A 17,772-nucleotide genomic window follows, 5' to 3' on the forward strand; every position below is an offset into this window, starting at 1 on the left:
CATGACCGATTCTCTGAGCGACTCGGACGTCGAGCAGGTCGTCCGGTTGGTCGAGACGCTGGACGGCTCGTCGTTCGACTATCTGGAGCTACAGGTCGGCGACATGAAGGTCACGATCGGCAAGGGTGAGCCGCCGTCGGTCGGCAGCGCCCCCGCCGCGCCCGTCACGACGCCAGCGCCACAGGTGCTCCCTGCCGCGCCCGCGCCGACGCCCCTCGACGCGGTGGCTCCAGTGGTCGCGCCCACAGCCGGCGCGGTGGAGATCACCGCCCCGACCATGGGGATCTTCTACGCGCAGTCCGAGCCGGGGAAGCCACCGTTCGTGACGGTCGGCGCGCTGGTCGAGGAGGACACCACCGTCGCGCTCGTCGAGGTGATGAAGACCTTTCACGCCGTGTCGGCCGGCGTGCGCGGCACGGTCGTCGAGGTCTGTGTGCAGGATGCTCAGCTCGTGGAGTTCGGCCAGGTGATGTACCGCGTCGAGCCTGCGCTGCGATGAACGTGTTCCATCTCTCCACGGGCAGGACGCTCGATCATCTGCCGCGCTCGGTTGCCGTCCGTTCAACAGAGGTTGGCGGACCACGATCACCCGCTGTGATCGATCTGGAGCACGGCAGCGAGATCAACCAGGGCATTCCCGCCGATCGTGACAATCTCGCACCAGACTTCACCGAAGCGCTCCGTATTCACGGTTTCGCACCGTAGTATCGGTTTACGCGCCGCCCGCCTCGGCGCGCGGTCACCCTGGCAGATTCGTCGGTAAACGTCCCCACACTTGATGTGCAACTGGACGTATATTCAAATTCCGACAATTCACCCGGCCTTGTGGCGCATTGCCAATGGGCGAGCTAGGCTTCGCCCGCGACATAACGAGCCGGAGCCAGAGACGGAACCGACACTTGGCACTTCAACTTATCGTGGTGGAGCGTTGTTTGCATGCACATCTGATCCCCGGCACCGACCACCGCCATGCGTACATGCATCCCGTCCACCACGGCCACGACGCGAGATCTGCTGGTAATCCACCACGGATGCCCCACTGATCTCACCCTGTCGTCGGCCTGATCGGCGCGGCATGCACTGAGTTCACACATCGTCGGCCCCCGAGTTCAGTGCCGCACGATCACAGTACGGACGGCCAACCGGCCTTCTTTCCCACCTTCACTCGTCCGCTGGCCACCCCGCATCATGACAGGCCAGTTTTCCAGCTGCGCACTGCTTTACATCGGTGCGCGGACGCACCGCCATGCAGTTCGGCGCGGACCTCTCCCGCGCCCGTAACGCGCCATGGATTACAGCCTTGATTTAAGGAGCTCACGTCCGTGGGAGACTCGACTCAGGATTGGGCGGCAGTCACAGCACCCCTGATGACTATTTCGCCGCGGCCGGCGTTCGACACCGAACGGAAGTTCGCCGAACTTCTGGCCGACATCGCACACATCGAGCAGGTGCCCGTCGACAGCAACTTCTTCGACGACCTGGGCGCCGACTCGATGGTGATGGCCCGGTTCTGTGCCCGGATCAGGAAACGACCTGATCTGCCGGCGGTGTCCATGAAGGACATCTACCGGCACCCCACGGTCAGAAGCCTCGCCACGGCGTTCAGAGACGCCGTTCCCGCGCCTGCCCCCGCTCCGGCTCCCGCCCGAGCCGCGGTGCCGGCACCGCGGCAGGCGCCGGCCGAGGAGTCGACGCCTGCACCTGCCCCGCCGCGAGCGAACTCCCGGCAGTACGTCCTCTGCGGAGCGTTGCAGCTGCTGATCTTCCTCGCCTACTCCTACCTCGCCGGATACATCGCGAACTTCGGCTACGACTGGATCTCCGCAGGCTCCGGTGTGGGCGATGTCTACCTGCGGTCGATCATCTTCGGCGACGTGAGCGTGGTCGCTCTGTGCGTCCTTCCGATCGTGGCGAAGTGGGTGCTCATCGGACGGTGGAAGCCACAGGAGTTCCGCGTCTGGAGCCTCGCCTACGTCCGCTTCTGGATCGTCAAGACGCTGGTGCGGTCGAACCCGCTGCTCCTGCTGATCGGCGGCCGAGCGCGGTCGAGCACGGCGTCGCCGATCCTCAACTTCTATCTGAGGGCTCTCGGCGCGAAGATCGGCCCCGGCGTCGCGATCTTCTCCCGGAACTTCCCGGTGTGCACCGACCTGCTCACCATCGGCGCGGGCACGGTCATCCGCAAGGACTCCTTCATCTCCTGCTACCGGGCCCACGACGGGATGATCCAGACGGGCCCGGTCACCCTCGGGAAGGACGTGTTCGTCGGCGAGATGACCGTGATCGACATCGACACCTCGATGGGCGACGGGTCCCAGCTCGGTCATGCCTCCTCCCTGCACCGCAGGCAGGCCGTGCCCGCGGGCGAGAGCTGGCACGGGTCGCCCGCGCAGCGCGCCGAGGTGGACTACCGCGTGGTCGACGCGGCCCCGGGAGCCGCCCTGCGGGCCACGATGTTCGGCATCACGCAACTGCTGACCGTGCTCGTACTGGTCGTGCCGGTGCTGGTCGGCGGCCTGGTGTTGCTGCTCGTCGGGATCCCGCAGCTCAACGAACTCGTGAACCCGGGACCCCTCGCGTTCACCACCTGGGCGTTCTACGAGAACGTGCTGCTGATCTCCGCGGTGCTCTTCGCCGCGTACGTCGTGGTCGGCCTGCTCTTCGTCGGCACCGTCCCCCGTCTGCTGAACCGCGCGATCAAGCCCGACACGGTGTACCCGCTGTACGGCTTCCACTACGGAATCCACAAGGCGATCGCGCGCATGACCAACATCCGGTTCCTGGTGTGGCTCTTCGGCGACAGCTCCTACATCGTCAACTACCTGCAGTGGGTCGGGTACGACCTTTCCACCGTGGTGCAGAGTGGCTCGAACTTCGGCACGGACGTGCGGCACGAGAACCCGTATCTGACCACGATCGGCAGCGGAACGATGGTCGCCGACGGGCTTTCGATCATCAATGCCGACTTCTCGAGCACGTCCTTCAAGCTGTCCCGGGCGACGATCGGCGGGCACAGTTTCCTCGGGAACCAGATCGCCTACCCTGCGCAGAGCACCGCAGGCGACAACTGCCTTCTCGCGACGAAGGTCATGGTCCCCGTCGGTGGCAAGGTCCGGGAAGGGACCGGGCTGCTGGGGGCGCCCAGCTTCGAGATCCCGCGATCGGTGGAGCGCGACACCCGACTGCACGACATCACCCGGGTCGAACTGCGCCGCCGTCTCAAAGCCAAGAACAGGCACAACCTCGTCACGATGGCGCTGTACCTGCTGTCACGCTGGGCCTTCTTCTTCGGGGTCCTGATGCTCGACTCGTTCGCTGCGGTGCTCTACTACGGGTGGGACAACATTGCGATCGCGCTGGCGAGCGTCGCCTCCGTCCTGTTCAGCATCGTGTACTGGACGCTGGCCGAGCGGCTCGTCAAGCGCTTCCAGGACCTGGAGCCGTTGTACTGCTCGATCCACGACCGCGCGTTCTGGCGCCACGAGCGGTACTGGAAGATCCCGGCACAGGCCTATCTCCTGATCCTGAACGGCACCCCGTTCAAGAACCTGGCCTGGCGGCTGCTCGGCGTGAAGATCGGACGGCGGGTCTTCGACGACGGGGCCATGCTGACGGAGCGGACGCTCGCTCATATCGGCGACGACTGCACGCTCAACGCTTCGACCACCCTCCAGTGCCACTCCCAGGAGGACGGCACCTTCAAGTCCGACCACATCACGCTCGGGGCCCGGTGCACGCTCGCGGTCGGTGCGTTCGTCCACTACGGCGTGACGATGGCCGACGACTCGGTGCTCGAGACCAGTTCGTTCCTCATGAAGGGCGAGGAAGTCCCACCCCACGCCCGGTGGGCGGGCAACCCGGCCACGGCCCTCATCGACGACCGCACCCGGCCCCTCGTGAAGCTGGGTGACGCCCGCTGGTGAACAACGTTCCGCGCCGCTCATCGCGGTGGCCACCGCTGTCAGGGCTCGGCACCCTGCCCGTGGCGGCCACCGTGATGACGTCGGTGCTCGCCCTGTACATGCTGCTGGTCGTGTTCGGCAATATCACCGACTTCGGCACGAACCGCGAGTTCGTCCAGCACGTTCTCGCAATGGACACGACGTTCCACGATCCCCACGTCACGTGGCGGGCGATCACGAACCCGGCGCTGCAGGACGCGGTGTACGTCTGCGTGATCATCTGGGAAGCGCTGACGACAGCCGTTCTGGTGTACGCCGTGGTCTTGTGGGGGCTCGCGTTCCGCCGCGGCAGCAGCTTCGAACGCGCGCGACGGATCGCGACCTTCGGCCTGCTCATGATCGTCGTGCTGTTCGCGGGTGGGTTCATCGCCGTCGGCGGCGAGTGGTTCGCGATGTGGGAGTCCACGGAATGGAACGGGTTGCAGCCCGCCCTGCAGAACACGATCCTCGCCGCGTTCGCGCTGGTGCTGGTGCAGCTGCCGTCCCGGCACTGGGAGGCCGGGGGCTGACGCTCCGGAGGACCTGCGGAACTCGCATCGAGCGCTCGTCGTGGGCACGAAGGGCGACCGATCCTTCGCAGGGAGCTGCGATCGTTGTAGCCGGGACCTGATCGCGCCGGCAGCGCCTTCTTCTGTTCCGGCTGGCACCTCGCATCCGGACGGAGTCCGTAAGTAAGATCGACTGCCCGCCGCCCCTGCTCAGACCCCTGTGCATTCGGAGCCACGATGCAACTCTCGCTGGATCTCCGGCAGATACCTGCCGAGGATCGGCTGGACGTCTGGCGGTCGGCCGCTGCGGCGTCGTTCGTTCCGGTGGAGATCGTGGCCGGTGGCGACGGGAGCTTGTCGAGCGCGACGATGCGCAGCCACGACGTCGGGGACCTGCGGGTGTGCGACTTGCGGGCCGGCGCGGGCCGGGTGGTGCGCGACAGGCGGCTCGCCGAGGACGCCTCCGGCGACTACGTGATCGTCGACGTGCAACGGAGCGGGTCGTGTCTGCTGGTGCAGGACGGACGCGAGGCGCTGCTGAACCCGGGGGACATCGTCTGTTACCAGACGACACGGCCGTACTCGCTGTTCTACGAAGGCCCGTTTCGCCAGTCGTTGGTGAGGATCCCGCGTGCCTTGCTCGCCTCACCCGAGGCACTGCTCGACGATGCGCGGGCGAACGTGATTCCTGCGGGTACCGGGATCGGGCGACTCCTGGTGCCACTGCTCACCAGCCTGGCCACCGACGCGGAGAACTACACGGGTCCGGGCGAGTACGAGCTCGCCGACGCCGTGGTCGAGCTTTTCAGTGCGGCCATCATCGAGCGCCGTGCTCGTGCTGCTGGTAACACGAGCGGCCCGTCGGCGGTCCGGGAAATGCTGCGAGCGCGTATCCAACGTTTCGTTGAGGAGCAACTCGCCGATCCCGATCTCGGGCCACGTAGCGTGGCGGCAGCGCACAACATCTCCGTCCGGTACCTGCACAAGCTCTACGCCGAGGCCGGCACCACGTTCGGTGGGGCGCTGCGCCGCCTCCGCCTGCAGGCAGCGGCCCGTGAGCTGCACCGCCCCCACGCCGCACACCTGACGATCGAGGCTGTGGCCCGACACTGCGGGTTCACCGACGCCGCCCACTTCAGCAAGGTGTTCACGCGCGCCTACGGGACAAATCCGCGTGAATGGCGAGCAAGGGCCACTAGCGGGAAGCTGCATACTTCGACCACAAGGCCGCCGAAACCGACGCCCGCTTATCATGACCGGAAACCGTGAGGATCCCACCAACCCGTCACCTGGCACATACTTCTAGGCCTGTATGCTTGTGGATCCATGTATGCAGGGTGTTCATCCATATGACGCCTTCCCCGCATTTCGGGCACGCCTTTCGCGCTGATCTCTCTGCTCGTTCGGTGGTTGCCTGGGGTGTATGCATGGTCAACCTCCCGTCGGTTACCCCAGGCTCTGGGTGCCGGAGTAGTGGTTCGCCAGGTCGGCGGTGCCGGGTCGGGCACCGTCGTCGGACCGCTCCTCGTCCGCGGGGCGGTCGACCGCTGGCTGAGGGATCTCGTTCATGGGGACGACCGGGCGCCGGGGTGAGGTGTTGAGGCGCAGCTGCAGCACGTCGGCGCGCTGGTAGTGCCCTGCGGGGTCGAGCAGTGACTTCGCCAAGGGCAGCATGCCGAGATCGATCTCGGCGAGCGCCAGGCCCTCGTGCTCGGGACTCAGTGTCCGGCCGATCGGGCGGCCGTCGGGGGCGAAGATCTGGGCGTATCCCCGGCTGCCCCCGCACAGCAGCTTGATCTTCTCGGGGTCGCCCTGGGCGAACAGGTCGAGCCCTTGCTCACCGAGCATGGTCGTCGAGGCCACCACGAAACAGCCACCCTCCAGGGCGTAGATCTGACTCGCCCGCAGGTTGGCCTCGTGGCTGAGCGCGTACACCAACTCCGGTTCGGCGAGGTTCGGCCAGCCGGCCACGTGGACCTGCTCGTCCATGCCGTACATCGCGTACTTGACGAGCGGCTGGAGGTGCTCCCAGCAGTTGAGCGCGCCGAGCCGGCCGATGCCCGGTACGTCGCGGACGACGAGATCGGACCCGTCGCCCTCGCCGAAGACCGCACGTTCCGCGCCGGTCGGCTTGAGCTTGCGGCGGGTCGCGATCACCTGCCCGTCACGATCGAACAGGAACTGTCCCATGTAGATGGAACCACCCGCGCGTTCGCTCGCACCGATGACGACGCTGATCGAGTTATCCGCGGCGGCCTTTCGGAGACGCTCGAACCGAGCGTCTCCCACGACGATGGAGTTCTCGTGGTACGCCCGAATGAACTGCGCACCCCACAACGGGTTGCCGATCCATATCCAAGCGGGGTAACCCGGAATCCACACCTCGGGAAACGCGACGAGCGACGCGCCGACGGCGGCGGCCTCACTGATCAGCGCGATGGCTTTATCGATGCTCGCATCCGCATCGAGCCACACCGGTTCGGCCTGAACGGCGGCTGCAACGAAAGTGGTGGTCATCGACCCCGCTCGCTCTCTTCGTCCCGAAAGGGCACTGCGAGACGCTAGCCGTGGACCGGCGCCGGCCAGGTGTGCGAGTGCACGGGATCTTGTCGTCGAGTGCACGAGTCCCGACGCCGACCACACGCGGAACCGCCCAGGCCTGGAGAAGAGCCTGGGACGGTTCCGGTGGTCTGGGGGGATGGGTCAGACGGGTCGAAGTCGCAGGAGAGTGCGCCCGGTGAGATCGACCTCGACAGTGGCGCGCCCACTCACGTTCGCCGTCACGCTCGGATTGACGGCTCCAGAGACGATGTAGCGGCCACCCGGGGTGAGCCTGTCGAATCCCAGGCTGTAGCGCCCGGACGCGCGGCCGGGGTACAGCACGGTGTCGTGGGCTTTGCCCCTGCTGACAGCAGTGGCAACCGCCACGTCGGGGTGGGGTGCTTCGGCAAGCCGCGGTCCACTGACACTGGGCTGGGCCGGGCCGGCCACCATGGCGCCCCAGGCGTCTTCCCGTCCCACCATGCCCAGCCCCAGCACGCCGGTGGCGTGCACGGACACCCCGAAAGGCTGCAGGGCTTCCGGCGTCTCGAACTCGCCTGCGGCCTCACGCAGCGATCGATACCAGCCGTCCTCACCCCGCTGCCGGGCCAGGAACATCATCCAGGCCAGCGCGTTGGCCTTGTTGCCTTCGCCGGTACCCCAGTCGGCATCAGTGGGCGTGGGACTACCCGGTCCGGGCCGCCGGTAGCGGCCGGATTCCAGCTCTTCAGCGACCAGTAGTTGCCAGGTCCGCCATTCCAGACCGGTATCGAACGGGCTGAGCAGGGCGGCGATCTGGGCGGTGTTGGTCAGCCCGCGGGCGGCTCGGGCAGACATGCCGAACCGGCTGGCCTGCAGCGTGATGATGTCCCCGTCCGGGGCGGTGAACTCCTCGCGCAAGCGCCGGAGAAACACTGGCGCGATGGTACGTGCACGCCCCGATCCCATCAGGCTGTCCCACATCTGCAGACCTGCCAGGGCCACCGAGTTGCAGAACGGGAAGGTGAGTCCCGGTTCGCAGTCCCACAAACACATGTCCGACTGTTCGAAGTTCGCCGCCACCCGCTGCGCGATGTCGGCGTGGCTGTAGGAGAATTCGGTGTCGGGGCTCCACTGGAACTTCAGGGCGCCTGGCTGGTTGAACGTCTCATTGTCGCCGGTGGCGCGCGCGTACATCGACAGCGCGAGCAGCAGGTAACCGGTGAACATGATGTTCTTCGGTGTGCCGATGGGGTCCGGGTTATTGCTGAGCATTCCCCATCGGTTCTCTTTCATCCAGTACTGCCACACCTGTCGGTCGGTGTAGCGGATGATCAGCGATTTGATGGCTTCCTGTCGATACCCCGCGTATGCCGGGGTGTGACTGTAGTGCAGGAAGGACAAACTGACCGCCAGTGCCCAGATGCGGTATCTCATCGCGGGAAGCAGGTACTCGTCGGCGAAGCCTCCGAAGCCGTTCCACGAACCGGGTGGCTGCAGCGCCAGCGTTTCCGCCCAGGCGGCCACGCGCAGCCGATCCTGTTCGTCGGCCAATGTGTGTGCGTCGGGCCGCTCGAGCGCCCAGGGCGTGGCGGGAAGTGGCACTGGCTGGGTGTGGGTGTCGCCGGAAGGCCCCGGCGGGGCCCCAGCCGCAGCCGCCGAGGCCAGAACGGCCGCACGTTCGTCGCCACGGGCGCGAGCGGCCCGGGCGCGCCCCCATTCGCGTCCCGTCAGTGCCACCGGTATGCCGGCGGCGAGCACCACCGCAACCACTGATGTCCAGGTCTGCATCGCGTGACCGGTGTGGCCGGCGTGGCCGGCGTGGACAGCGGCGAGTATCGCCGCCACGACAGCAGAGGAAGCGAGGATCGCCGGAAGAGCGAGGTAGTCACCGCGCGCAAGAATCCGCCGCAGCCCCCATTGCAGGCTGGCGTAGACCACCAACAGACCTGCCGGGATCTGCGTCAGCCACCAGACGAGGTCCCACGACCATCCGGGGAATGGCGGCAAACTGTAGAAGATTCCGGCGCCGGGAAAGATGAACGAAAGACCGGCAGCGCGCACGGCGGCCGACCCGCCGAACAGGAAAGCCAGCAGCCCCGCCACCGCAACAAGCGTGATGACGAAGCCGGCGCGGATGAGGCGGCGACGAGTGACGGGGCCACGAACGCCGGAGGGTCGGGGAAGTGTGGTCTCAGATCTGGTTGCCGGTGAAACGGTGCTCACAACGAGGCCCCTCTACGCTGAAGTTCGACTGGCGGCACCGAAAACCTTGACAGGGACATACGCGAGCGACTTACGATTACGAGTCGTGTGCCCCTTCTGCGTGGCCATTGCGGGTGGCTGGTCCTTGGCGGTGGTCTCCTGGAGACTCCTGGGTCGTCGCAGGAGGCGCCCCGAAGAGCCGGTGAGTATCCCGGAGGTGGTGCACCGGCCAGCCCGGCTGGCCGGCTACGGCGAACAATCGGGCGGGCCCCGTACCCCGTACCCAGCAGTCCACTAGCAGGCGCGGCCCCGGGTGTCGTTCGGACCAGTCTCTCGGACGACCAGGCAACCACTGGGAGTGACCGATCATCGGCCGATCGTATCGGCGTGTCCCCGTTCGGCGACAGAGCTGATGTGGATCATGCCCGGGAGACCGTGGCCATCGCGTGCTTCACGAGGCGGACCAGGGCGAGTTTGCTGGAGTCGCGGTTGCGGGCGTCGCCCAGCATGACGGGCACCCCGTCCGGGATGGACAGCGCCGCGCGGATCTCCTCCACGGTGTAGCGCGGGGCGCCGTCGAAGCAGTTCGCCGTAACGATGAACGGGATTCCCCGCCGCTCGAAGAAGTCGATCGCAGCGAAACTGGTCTCCAAGCGCCGGGTGTCGACGAGCACGACGGTCCCGATCGCGCCGCGCGCCAGGTCGTTCCACATGAACCAGAAGCGCTCCTGGCCCGGGGTGCCGAACAGATACAGCACGTGCCGGTGCGAGATCGTGATCCGACCGAAGTCGAGCGCGACCGTCGTCGTGCGCTTCCGATCGACGCCGGTCAGGTCGTCGATGCCCGCGCCGGCCTCGGTGAGCACCTCCTCGGTGGTCAGCGGCGGGATATCGCTGACCGAGCCGACCATGGTGGTCTTCCCTGTCCCGAACCCGCCGGCGATGATGATTTTGACCGGGGTGGGAAGGAAGTCCACACCATTAGAGCTTGAGGAGGGCATCGTAAACCGCCTGGAGCGTTTCGAGGTCCGGTCGGTCCGCCGGACGTTGGGAAGGGGAACGCGTGATGACCAGGCCCCGCCCGATCAGATCGCCGACAATCACACGGACGACCCCGAGCGGGAGTTGCAGGTGAGCCGCGATCTCGGCGATGGACATCGGGGTGCGGCTGAGCCGCATGACCTCGAGGTGCTCGGGGCTCACGCCGGTCGGCTCCTGCCCGGATCGCAGGGCCATCACCTGGGTTGACAGGTCGAGTGGCGCGGTGCCGCTCGAGGTTCGACCGTTCGTGATCGCGTACGGCCGGACCAGAGGGCCTGCGGACTCGTCGTACCAGCCGCCGCGGCCATCACCGTTCACGTGAGGTCCGAAGGGAACTGCGCACGGTTGCGCGGTGCGGCCGCGAGATAGTCACCCACCTGCTTGACCAGGCGGTTCATCTCGTATCCGATGTCCGCGACGTTCACGGTCTCGTCCGCCAGCAATGCGAGGCAGGCTCCGCGCCCGGCTGCCAGGACGAACAGGTAGCCACGCTCCATCTCGATCATGTTCTGTACCACCGGGCCCCGGGAGAACCGGCGGCTGACTCCCTTGGCGAGGCTCTCCAGGCTGGAGGCGATCGCGGACAGCTGGTCCGAGTCGTCCTTGCTCATGCTGGCCGAGCTGCCGACCAGTAGCCCGTCAGCTGACAGCACGATGGCGCCCTGCGCGCCCACGACACGATTCACGACGTCGTCGAGCAGCCAGTTCAGGTCGAGTCCGACGTTGCGGTGTGCGTTCATACCCCTTGGCTTCCTGTGTGCTCGGTTCCTGATGCGTGGCGGACTGCGAGTCGCCGGAGCTCTACGAGTCGCTGGCGCTCGCGCGGCCCCGGAGGCTGCCCTCGTGGAACGCCGCCAGGGTGCGTGCGCTGCGATCCCCGCGAGGGACCTGCTGCTGGCTGTCGTCGTCAGGTTCCTCCTTGAGCTCGGCGGCAAGGTGTTCCTGGGGCTTGCGCTGCGGCAGTCGCGGCCGGTCGTCACGCCGGTGGAGCGCCTGCTCGGGAGCACCGATGGCAGGCAGCGCAGCGGGGCTGACGGGGTCCACGGCAGGCGAGGGCGCGGGCGGGGTCGGTGGCGGAGGCGCGAACGGCCGGGGCTCGGGGGCAGCTGGGGTCGGCCAGGGCCTGAGGTTCGCCGGTGCGGGTTGCATGATCGTCGGGGCCTCCTGCCGTGGTGCGGCGTCGGCCCGGGTCGCGTGTGCGGCCTCCTCCGCATCCTGGTGTATGTGCAGATGCTGGTCGGGGATGAGCACGGTAGCCCGGAGACCGCCGAACCGGGACGGGTCGAAGGTGACGGCGATTCCGAGCCTGGATGCCAGGCGCGCGACCACGAACAAGCCCAGGGAGGAGTCGGCCCGCAATGCCATCGCGTCGAACTCGGGCGCGGCGGTCATCATCTCGTTGGCCCGCCGGCGCGCGTCGTCTTTCATGCCGAGCCCCTGATCTGACACCTCGACCACGACCCCACGGGCGACGAGGGTGCTGGTCACCGTGACCGGTGAGCCGTCCGGTGAGAACGACGTCGCGTTGTCGACCAACTCGGCGATCATGTGCACGACATCGGCCACCACCGCCCCAGCCACCGCGATGTCCGGGACCCGTTCGAGCTGGACCCGTGCGTACTCCTTGGTCTCCGACACGGCGCTGCGCAGCACCTGCATCAGCGGGATCGGCTTGCGCCAGCGTCGACCCGGCTGCTCGCCACCGAGGATGATCAAGTTCTCCGTGGTGCGGCGGGCCCGGGTGGCAAGGTGGTCGAGCTTGAACAGCTCGCCGAGCGTGGTCTCGTTCGCCTCGTCGCGCTCCAGTCCACCGATGATCTGCAGCTGCCGGTGGACCAGGATCTGGTTGCGGTGCGCGATGCCGAGGAACACATTGCGCAGACCACTACGCGCCTTGGCCTCGCTCATCGCGGCGTTGACCGCAGCCTCCTGGGCGGCGTTGAACGCCTGGGCGACCTGCCCGATCTCGTCCCGGCCCTGGTCGAGCTGGGGGAGCTCATCCGTCAGCTCGACGGGTTCGCCGTTCTTCAGGCGCGCCACGATCGTGGGCAGCCGGTTGTGGGCGAGATCGAGCGAGTCATCGCGCAGCCGGGCCAGGCGCGCCATCACCGACGTCCGGTCGACAAGCGAACGCGACACCCGCACGGCGACGACGATCGCGGCGATCGACGCGAGCAGCGCGAGGATGCTGCCGACGATCGCGTTGAGCAACTGTGAGTCGCCGGACTCGATGGCAGCCGCGGAGACCCTGTCAGCGTGATCGACGGCGATGGCGGTCAGGCGCGCGGTGACCTCGTCCGTCATTGTCTGCCAGTCGGCCGCGGTCACCGGCGGGCTCTCCCGATCACGTCCAGACCACGGCCCATACGTCACCAGCGCGCCTTCCGCGCTCTGCAGCCGCTGCCAGACGGCGCTGGTGGTCAGGGCCTCATAGTCGCCGTGGCCCTCCGGATAGAGGAAGGGCGTGGCCGCAGCCAGCTGCGCGCGGTAGAAACCGGGCAGTTGGCTGAACCGGACGAAGTCCTCGGAGCTGAACGTTCCGGTCGCGAAGGCGGCGGAGACGATCGACGTCTCGCGCGACAACATCTCAGCGGCGCGGAAGACCGACGTGGCGACGATGCCACCCAGCGCGGCCTGGGTATCCGGCACGACGCGTGCCTGGGTGTCGAACAGGCCCATCGCCGCATCCAACACACCGTTGTAGTAGCCGCTCACCTGCGTCCGGTCGATGCTGCGGACGATAATCTGTGTGCGCAGCGCCGGTAACTGCTCGAGCTTGCCCCTCAGCGCGTTGGCCTGGCTCGCGATCTCGTCGGGCGCGTTCGAGATTGTTGCTGCGAAAGCGGCCTCCAGCGCTTCGACTTTCTGGTCTGTCGTCTGCTGCTGTACAGCCAGCCCGGATTGCGCCAACGACGGATTATCGAGGTACTGCAGGGCGAGCTGTCGTTCCTTCTGGAGCTCGGCCAGGGCAGTGACGGCGGGGATCGACACCTCGCGCACCGACGCCGCGACGGCTCGGACGTAGACGCCGCCGACAACGAAGTAGGACGACACCGCGACCCACAGCACCAGCAGCGTCACGCTCGGAATGCCGACGACCCAGTACAGCCGTTTACGGACCGCCTTCGCAGACGGATGATCCCGTTCGTACGTGAAATCGGCCCGGACGTCCGTGTCCTCGTCCTTGCGTGGGTGCACGGTTCAACTCCTGAAGGAGAGTAGGGGCCCAAGCTGCACGGTCGCGGCGTCGGGTGGCGCGCACAGCGTTCCCGCGATCACGTGGTCACCGGGTGCCAGGGGCAGGTCTGAGACGGTGTGCCGCACCTGGCGGCAGATGCCGCGGCCGCAGGCGCCGTGGCGAGGGCTGCGATCGCGGCGACGACGATCGCCGTCAGAGCCACAGCAATGCCGAGCCGAGCGCGGCGTCCTCGCCGTCGTTCCACGCTCATCGTTCCTCTTCGCTCAGGGTCACCCGGATGGGCGATTTGATCACATCTGGCAAGCGGTGTCGCCCCGCCCCCGCGGTGGGGCTCGACGGCTACCTCCCTGGGAGGGACCGGTGGACATCGAATGCCGGTTACAGCTGGTGGTTCATTCGCGGCTGGTACGGCATGCGCGCGGGCGAGGTAGGCGGATCCACGAGATTTCGGCCGGGCCACAGCGGCTCGTCGCCGACGAGTTCGCGGACGTGGTCGGTGAGCTCGTGTAGTTCCGCCAGCCGTTCCGCCTGTCTGAGTCGCGGGGGCGGTCCGTCTTGTGGGAGCGGCAGGGTCCGGCGTCGCCGTACGCGAATGGCTGCGCGATCTGCTTATGGGCGCTTCGATCTCGTCCCGGCAGGTCTGCAGCGCCTCCCTGGCCGACCTCAGGTCCCCCTCGAGCGCTTCGAGGCGGTTCTCCATGCGGATGGGCAGCGAGGTCGGCGTGGATTCGAGCAGCTCGGTGCGCGAGCCGCTGACACCTTCGAAGGAGCCCCGGATCCCGGCGATCCTGAGTCGTAGCCGTCGCACATCCTTGAGTGCCAAATCGTGGCGTCAAAGGTGAGCTCGCCGAGCTCGGCAACGCCCTCGATAGTGCTGGAAGGAGCGGCTGGTTGGTCGATGATCTCCCCGGGGACGGCGAGCCGGTCCCGTAACGCCTGCCCGGCCTCGCCGCGATCATCGTAGGCGCGACCGTCGATGACCATGCGGAAGTGCTCGGCGCGGGTGACGCGTCGCCGAGCGATCGATGCCTCGATCGCCCCGATATCCGTATCGAGCCGTTCGATGGTGAGCTCGTTCTGTTCGATTGAGGTCCGCAAGCGGGCTGCCACTGACGGCTCCCACACACAGCGAACCATCGCGATTTGCGAAGCTCACGTGCGGCGCCGCATCCTACGCGAGCCGATGACGATGGTAGGTGCGGCCCCCTCGACCGCACCTACCGTCACGATTCGCAGAAGGTGCGTGTCAACGGGTAACTCGAGACTCTTGCCACCTCATGCTAAGTCCACCCGAGCTGCCGCATGGTGATCCCGTCGTTCCAGATCTTGGTCATGTGTCGGATCTTGTCGCCGTCGAAGTCCATGACATAGACGTATTCAGCGTTTGTGGTCTTTCCGGTCGGCGGTACCGGGCCACCCTCGCCGGTGTGTGTTCCATGGAAGATGCCGAACACCGCCACGTTGTTGCGCGTCTCGTCGACTGCGAGCGACCGCACCTCGGGGTTGCCATCGGGCAATACTGCGAACAGGCCCTTCATGAACTCGACGTAAGCCTCCAGCGTTTCCATACTGCTCAGGTAGTCGGCCTGGGCGGAGAAGGTTGCGCCCGGGTGACAGTACTGCTCGCACGCCTTCCAGCCCTTCCCGGTGTCACAAGCGTCGAAGAATCGTTCGGCAGTGACTCGTATTGATGTCATGGTCCATCCCTTTCACTGGTCGCAGGTTAAAGATGTATTGGTCCGCGACTATTCGCGGTGGTGCGTCCTGCTGGACGCCACATGCGAAAGAAGCGGGTGTCGTCCGGTAGCGGAAAATCGAACGGCTTCATCTCCGTGTAGCCGTGCCGCTTGTACAGCCGGATGTTCGCCTCGTTGGTCGCCTCGAGGTACTCGGGGATGCCGCCCGAGTCGAGTTTCGCGTGCGTGCGGTTCATCAGCTCGCCACCCAGGCCACGGCCCTGGCGCTGCGGATGCACGGCTATGAATGCGAGATGCCAGTGCGGCTCGCTCGGGTGGTGAATGTCGAACAGTGTGTCGAGTGTTCGGAAACGATCGAGGAACGGGCCGGCCAGCGCGGCCAGCCGGGCGTCGTAGTCCGGAATCTCTGGTATGTCGTGAGTGCGATCGAACCAGACGGCGGCCGCAGCAAGTTCCGGCCCGTACGCATCGTCGATCACGTCGACGCTCCCATGGGCGAGGGCGTGCTCGGTGAGGAGGGTGAAGTATTCGGCGTTGACGTCTCGCCGTCGTGCCGGATCGGGCGTCAGAAAGGCGTTGGCGGCGAGCTGGTCGAACGAGTACGAGATGAGGCGGCCGACGTCGATCGACTCGTCCTCGTGGGCCGGGCGCACGTTCATGTCTGCTCCTCGTTGTCGGGCACCCGGGCTCTCGGTCCCCGGGGGATTCGGTTACCACGGGATTTTGGTCACGACGGTGCCGGAGCCGACAGAACGGGCAGCACCCCGTTTGGATGCTCCGTTCGCCCCGAGCCCGATATCGAAGTAGAGCCGCGGACGGCGTGCGCGCAGCACGAGCGCCCACCCCACCCCGGCCAGTGCGACCACGCCGAACGTCAGCGGGACGACCCAGGTCGGCTTCGAGCCGGGTTCGACACCGAACAGCGTTGCGATGTTCGTCAGTGCCAGGTAAGCCGTGATCAGCAACAACACCGTTGCGATGATCGGGGCACCGAGCCGGTGCCAGGCATCTTCACCGTTGGGGTTGCGGGCGAAATAGCCGATGATCGCGATCGCGGTGAGCGCGATGAGCAGCAGCACGCCGATGCTGCCGCCGGTTCCGCCCCAGAAGAAGAGCTGGATCAGGGGATCCCACCCGGCCAGCGCGTACAGGGCGATGACGATCAGGCCGACCGCGGACTGGGCGAGTGAGCCGTTTTTGGGTGCGCCGGTGCCGGGCACCGTTCGGCCGAACAGGCGCGGCAGCACCCTTTCGCGACCGAGGGAGAACGTGTAGCGGGCGCTGATGTTGTGGAACGAGATCATCGCAGCAAGCAATGAGGTCAGGAACAGGACGTGGCCCAGCAGGAGTGCGACGTCGCCGACCCGCGCCGAGGCGACGTCGAAGAACAGATCCGGACCCTCCTGCACGGCCCGGTCCAGCACATTGCCGCCGGCCGCGGAGATCATCGCCCACGATGCGAACGCGTAAAGCACGGCGATCAGCGCGATGGCGAGGTAGGTAGCGCGGGGAACCGTCCGGCGCGGGTCGCGCGACTCCTCCGCGTACACCACCGACTGTTCGAAACCGACGAAGCCCGCGACGGCCATGACCAGCAGCGCGCCAGCCCCCGGGCCGACCAGGCTTCCCACGTTGAGCGGCGCGGACGACGCATTGAATCCCGAGACGAAGATGTCGGCGAAGCCGAACACGACGACGAGAAGGATCTCGGCTGCGAGCAGGGCGGCCAGGACCCTTCCGCTGACCGCGATGTCACGGACGCCGAGCACCGCGACGACCACCCAGCCGATCAGAGCGACAACCCACCACTCGACGTGCAGCCCGAGCCGCTCCGCGAGGAGTGGAGCAGCGATAGCACCGAAACCGCCGTACGAGGCGCACTGGAACATGTTGTAGGCGACCAGAGCGACCCAGGACGCACCGACACCGACCGGACGGCCGATGCCGCAGGAGATGAACGCGTAGAACGCGCCGGTGTTGGCGATGTGCCGAGCCATGGCCACGTAGCCGACGGAGAAGACCGCGAGAACCACGGCGACTGCGAGAAACGCGACAGAGATACCGAGCAGGCCGGTGACCGCGATACCGGTAGGTACGACACCGGCGACGACGGTGAGCGGCGCGGACGCCGACATCACGAAGAACACGACGGCAACGACCCCGAGGCGGTCCTTGGCCAGTGCGGTCGAGACCTGACCAGATCCGCGGGACCCGATGATGGACAACGGCTTCTCCGAGAGGTATGAGGCTTGGGGAGGTCGCGGATGCGGCCCCTGGTTCTGCAACGGCACGGTCGGGCGTGCGACCTTCACATGGAAGAGGCTTTCCAGCCGGTATGGCGCAGATTGCGAGACCCGCCTCGGCGGCCGCGCATCAAAGGAAGAATCCCCTTCGTCGTCCGACAGGTGAATCGCGCAGGGAAGCGGCTGTTCCCATCCCGGGCGGCCGACCTCGACGAGGGGTTCCGGGTGGAGGTTCTTGATCGGAGGGCTGGACCGATGGAGCCGCTGATCACCTTCTCACCCGCCGCTCAAGCCTCCTTCATCCATCCACTAGAACGCTCGCTCTAGTGGGAAGCTACATTTTGATGGTCCAGCTTGGCAACCTCGGTCGACAGGAATTCCGACTCGGCGATGGGGTGTTCCCTCATTAGACGCGTA

At 66.7% G+C, this 17,772-nt stretch carries 15 protein-coding genes; 5 read left to right on the forward strand and 10 right to left on the reverse strand.

All coding sequences use genetic code 11. From position 1 onward, the window contains the following. Position 1: 1 nt before the first annotated feature. The 5 genes from ACQPZQ_RS28260 to ACQPZQ_RS28280 all read left to right on the forward strand — a co-directional run bounded on the left by ACQPZQ_RS28260 (position 2) and on the right by ACQPZQ_RS28280 (position 5,719). Positions 2–499: an acetyl-CoA carboxylase biotin carboxyl carrier protein gene (locus tag ACQPZQ_RS28260; protein ID WP_433285653.1), complete on the forward strand. Its 498-nt coding sequence runs from the start codon at positions 2–4 to the stop codon at positions 497–499. Further along, positions 496–705 (forward strand): hypothetical protein, encoded by a 210-nt coding sequence (locus ACQPZQ_RS28265; RefSeq protein ID WP_433285654.1) that lies wholly within the window; start codon positions 496–498, stop codon positions 703–705. The genes ACQPZQ_RS28260 and ACQPZQ_RS28265 overlap by 4 nt, the downstream gene beginning before the upstream one ends. A 662-nt stretch (positions 706–1,367) precedes the next feature. Then, a complete protein-coding gene (locus tag ACQPZQ_RS28270; protein ID WP_433285656.1) occupies positions 1,368–3,923 on the forward strand; it encodes a Pls/PosA family non-ribosomal peptide synthetase in 2,556 nt (851 codons plus the stop codon). Continuing rightward, a complete protein-coding gene (locus ACQPZQ_RS28275) occupies positions 3,920–4,471 on the forward strand; it encodes a DUF2165 domain-containing protein (RefSeq protein ID WP_433285658.1) in 552 nt (183 codons plus the stop codon). The genes ACQPZQ_RS28270 and ACQPZQ_RS28275 overlap by 4 nt, the downstream gene beginning before the upstream one ends. Before the next feature lie 216 nt (positions 4,472–4,687). After that, positions 4,688–5,719, forward strand: coding sequence for a helix-turn-helix domain-containing protein (locus tag ACQPZQ_RS28280; RefSeq protein ID WP_433285660.1), 1,032 nt, complete (start codon positions 4,688–4,690; stop codon positions 5,717–5,719). A gap of 177 nt (positions 5,720–5,896) precedes the next feature. Here the strand turns inward: ACQPZQ_RS28280 and ACQPZQ_RS28285 are convergent, their stop codons facing one another. From ACQPZQ_RS28285 to ACQPZQ_RS28330, 10 genes are all read right to left on the reverse strand, one after another. Next, on the reverse strand, positions 5,897–6,967 hold the full coding sequence (locus tag ACQPZQ_RS28285) for a carbon-nitrogen hydrolase family protein (protein ID WP_433285662.1): 1,071 nt from the start codon (positions 6,965–6,967) through the stop codon (positions 5,897–5,899). Positions 6,968–7,153: 186 nt separating this feature from the next. Then, complete coding sequence (locus ACQPZQ_RS28290) at positions 7,154–9,076, reverse strand: hypothetical protein (RefSeq protein WP_433285664.1); 1,923 nt, start codon at positions 9,074–9,076, stop codon at positions 7,154–7,156. 518 nt (positions 9,077–9,594) lie between these two features. Then, entirely contained in the window at positions 9,595–10,176 is a 582-nt protein-coding gene (locus tag ACQPZQ_RS28295) for a GTP-binding protein (protein ID WP_433285665.1), read from the reverse strand. Then, positions 10,157–10,534, reverse strand: a complete 378-nt coding sequence (locus ACQPZQ_RS28300; RefSeq protein ID WP_433285667.1) for a DUF742 domain-containing protein — start codon at positions 10,532–10,534, stop codon at positions 10,157–10,159. The genes ACQPZQ_RS28295 and ACQPZQ_RS28300 overlap by 20 nt, the downstream gene beginning before the upstream one ends. After that, on the reverse strand, positions 10,531–10,956 hold the full coding sequence (locus tag ACQPZQ_RS28305; protein ID WP_433285669.1) for a roadblock/LC7 domain-containing protein: 426 nt from the start codon (positions 10,954–10,956) through the stop codon (positions 10,531–10,533). The genes ACQPZQ_RS28300 and ACQPZQ_RS28305 overlap by 4 nt, the downstream gene beginning before the upstream one ends. A gap of 61 nt (positions 10,957–11,017) precedes the next feature. After that, positions 11,018–13,414: a sensor histidine kinase gene (locus ACQPZQ_RS28310; protein WP_433285672.1), complete on the reverse strand. Its 2,397-nt coding sequence runs from the start codon at positions 13,412–13,414 to the stop codon at positions 11,018–11,020. 664 nt (positions 13,415–14,078) lie between these two features. Beyond that, positions 14,079–14,525, reverse strand: a complete 447-nt coding sequence (locus tag ACQPZQ_RS28315; RefSeq protein ID WP_433285674.1) for a hypothetical protein — start codon at positions 14,523–14,525, stop codon at positions 14,079–14,081. A gap of 170 nt (positions 14,526–14,695) precedes the next feature. Then, on the reverse strand, positions 14,696–15,112 hold the full coding sequence (locus ACQPZQ_RS28320) for an ester cyclase (RefSeq protein ID WP_433285676.1): 417 nt from the start codon (positions 15,110–15,112) through the stop codon (positions 14,696–14,698). Between the two features lie 26 nt (positions 15,113–15,138). Further along, positions 15,139–15,771, reverse strand: coding sequence for a GNAT family N-acetyltransferase (locus ACQPZQ_RS28325; RefSeq protein ID WP_433285678.1), 633 nt, complete (start codon positions 15,769–15,771; stop codon positions 15,139–15,141). A 51-nt stretch (positions 15,772–15,822) separates the two neighbouring features. Further along, complete coding sequence (locus ACQPZQ_RS28330) at positions 15,823–17,337, reverse strand: APC family permease (RefSeq protein ID WP_433285680.1); 1,515 nt, start codon at positions 17,335–17,337, stop codon at positions 15,823–15,825. Between the last annotated feature and the right edge of the window lie 435 nt (positions 17,338–17,772).

It is taken from the genome of Pseudonocardia sp. CA-142604, assembly GCF_050948475.1.
Classification (GTDB): Bacteria; Actinomycetota; Actinomycetes; order Mycobacteriales; family Pseudonocardiaceae; genus Pseudonocardia; species Pseudonocardia alaniniphila.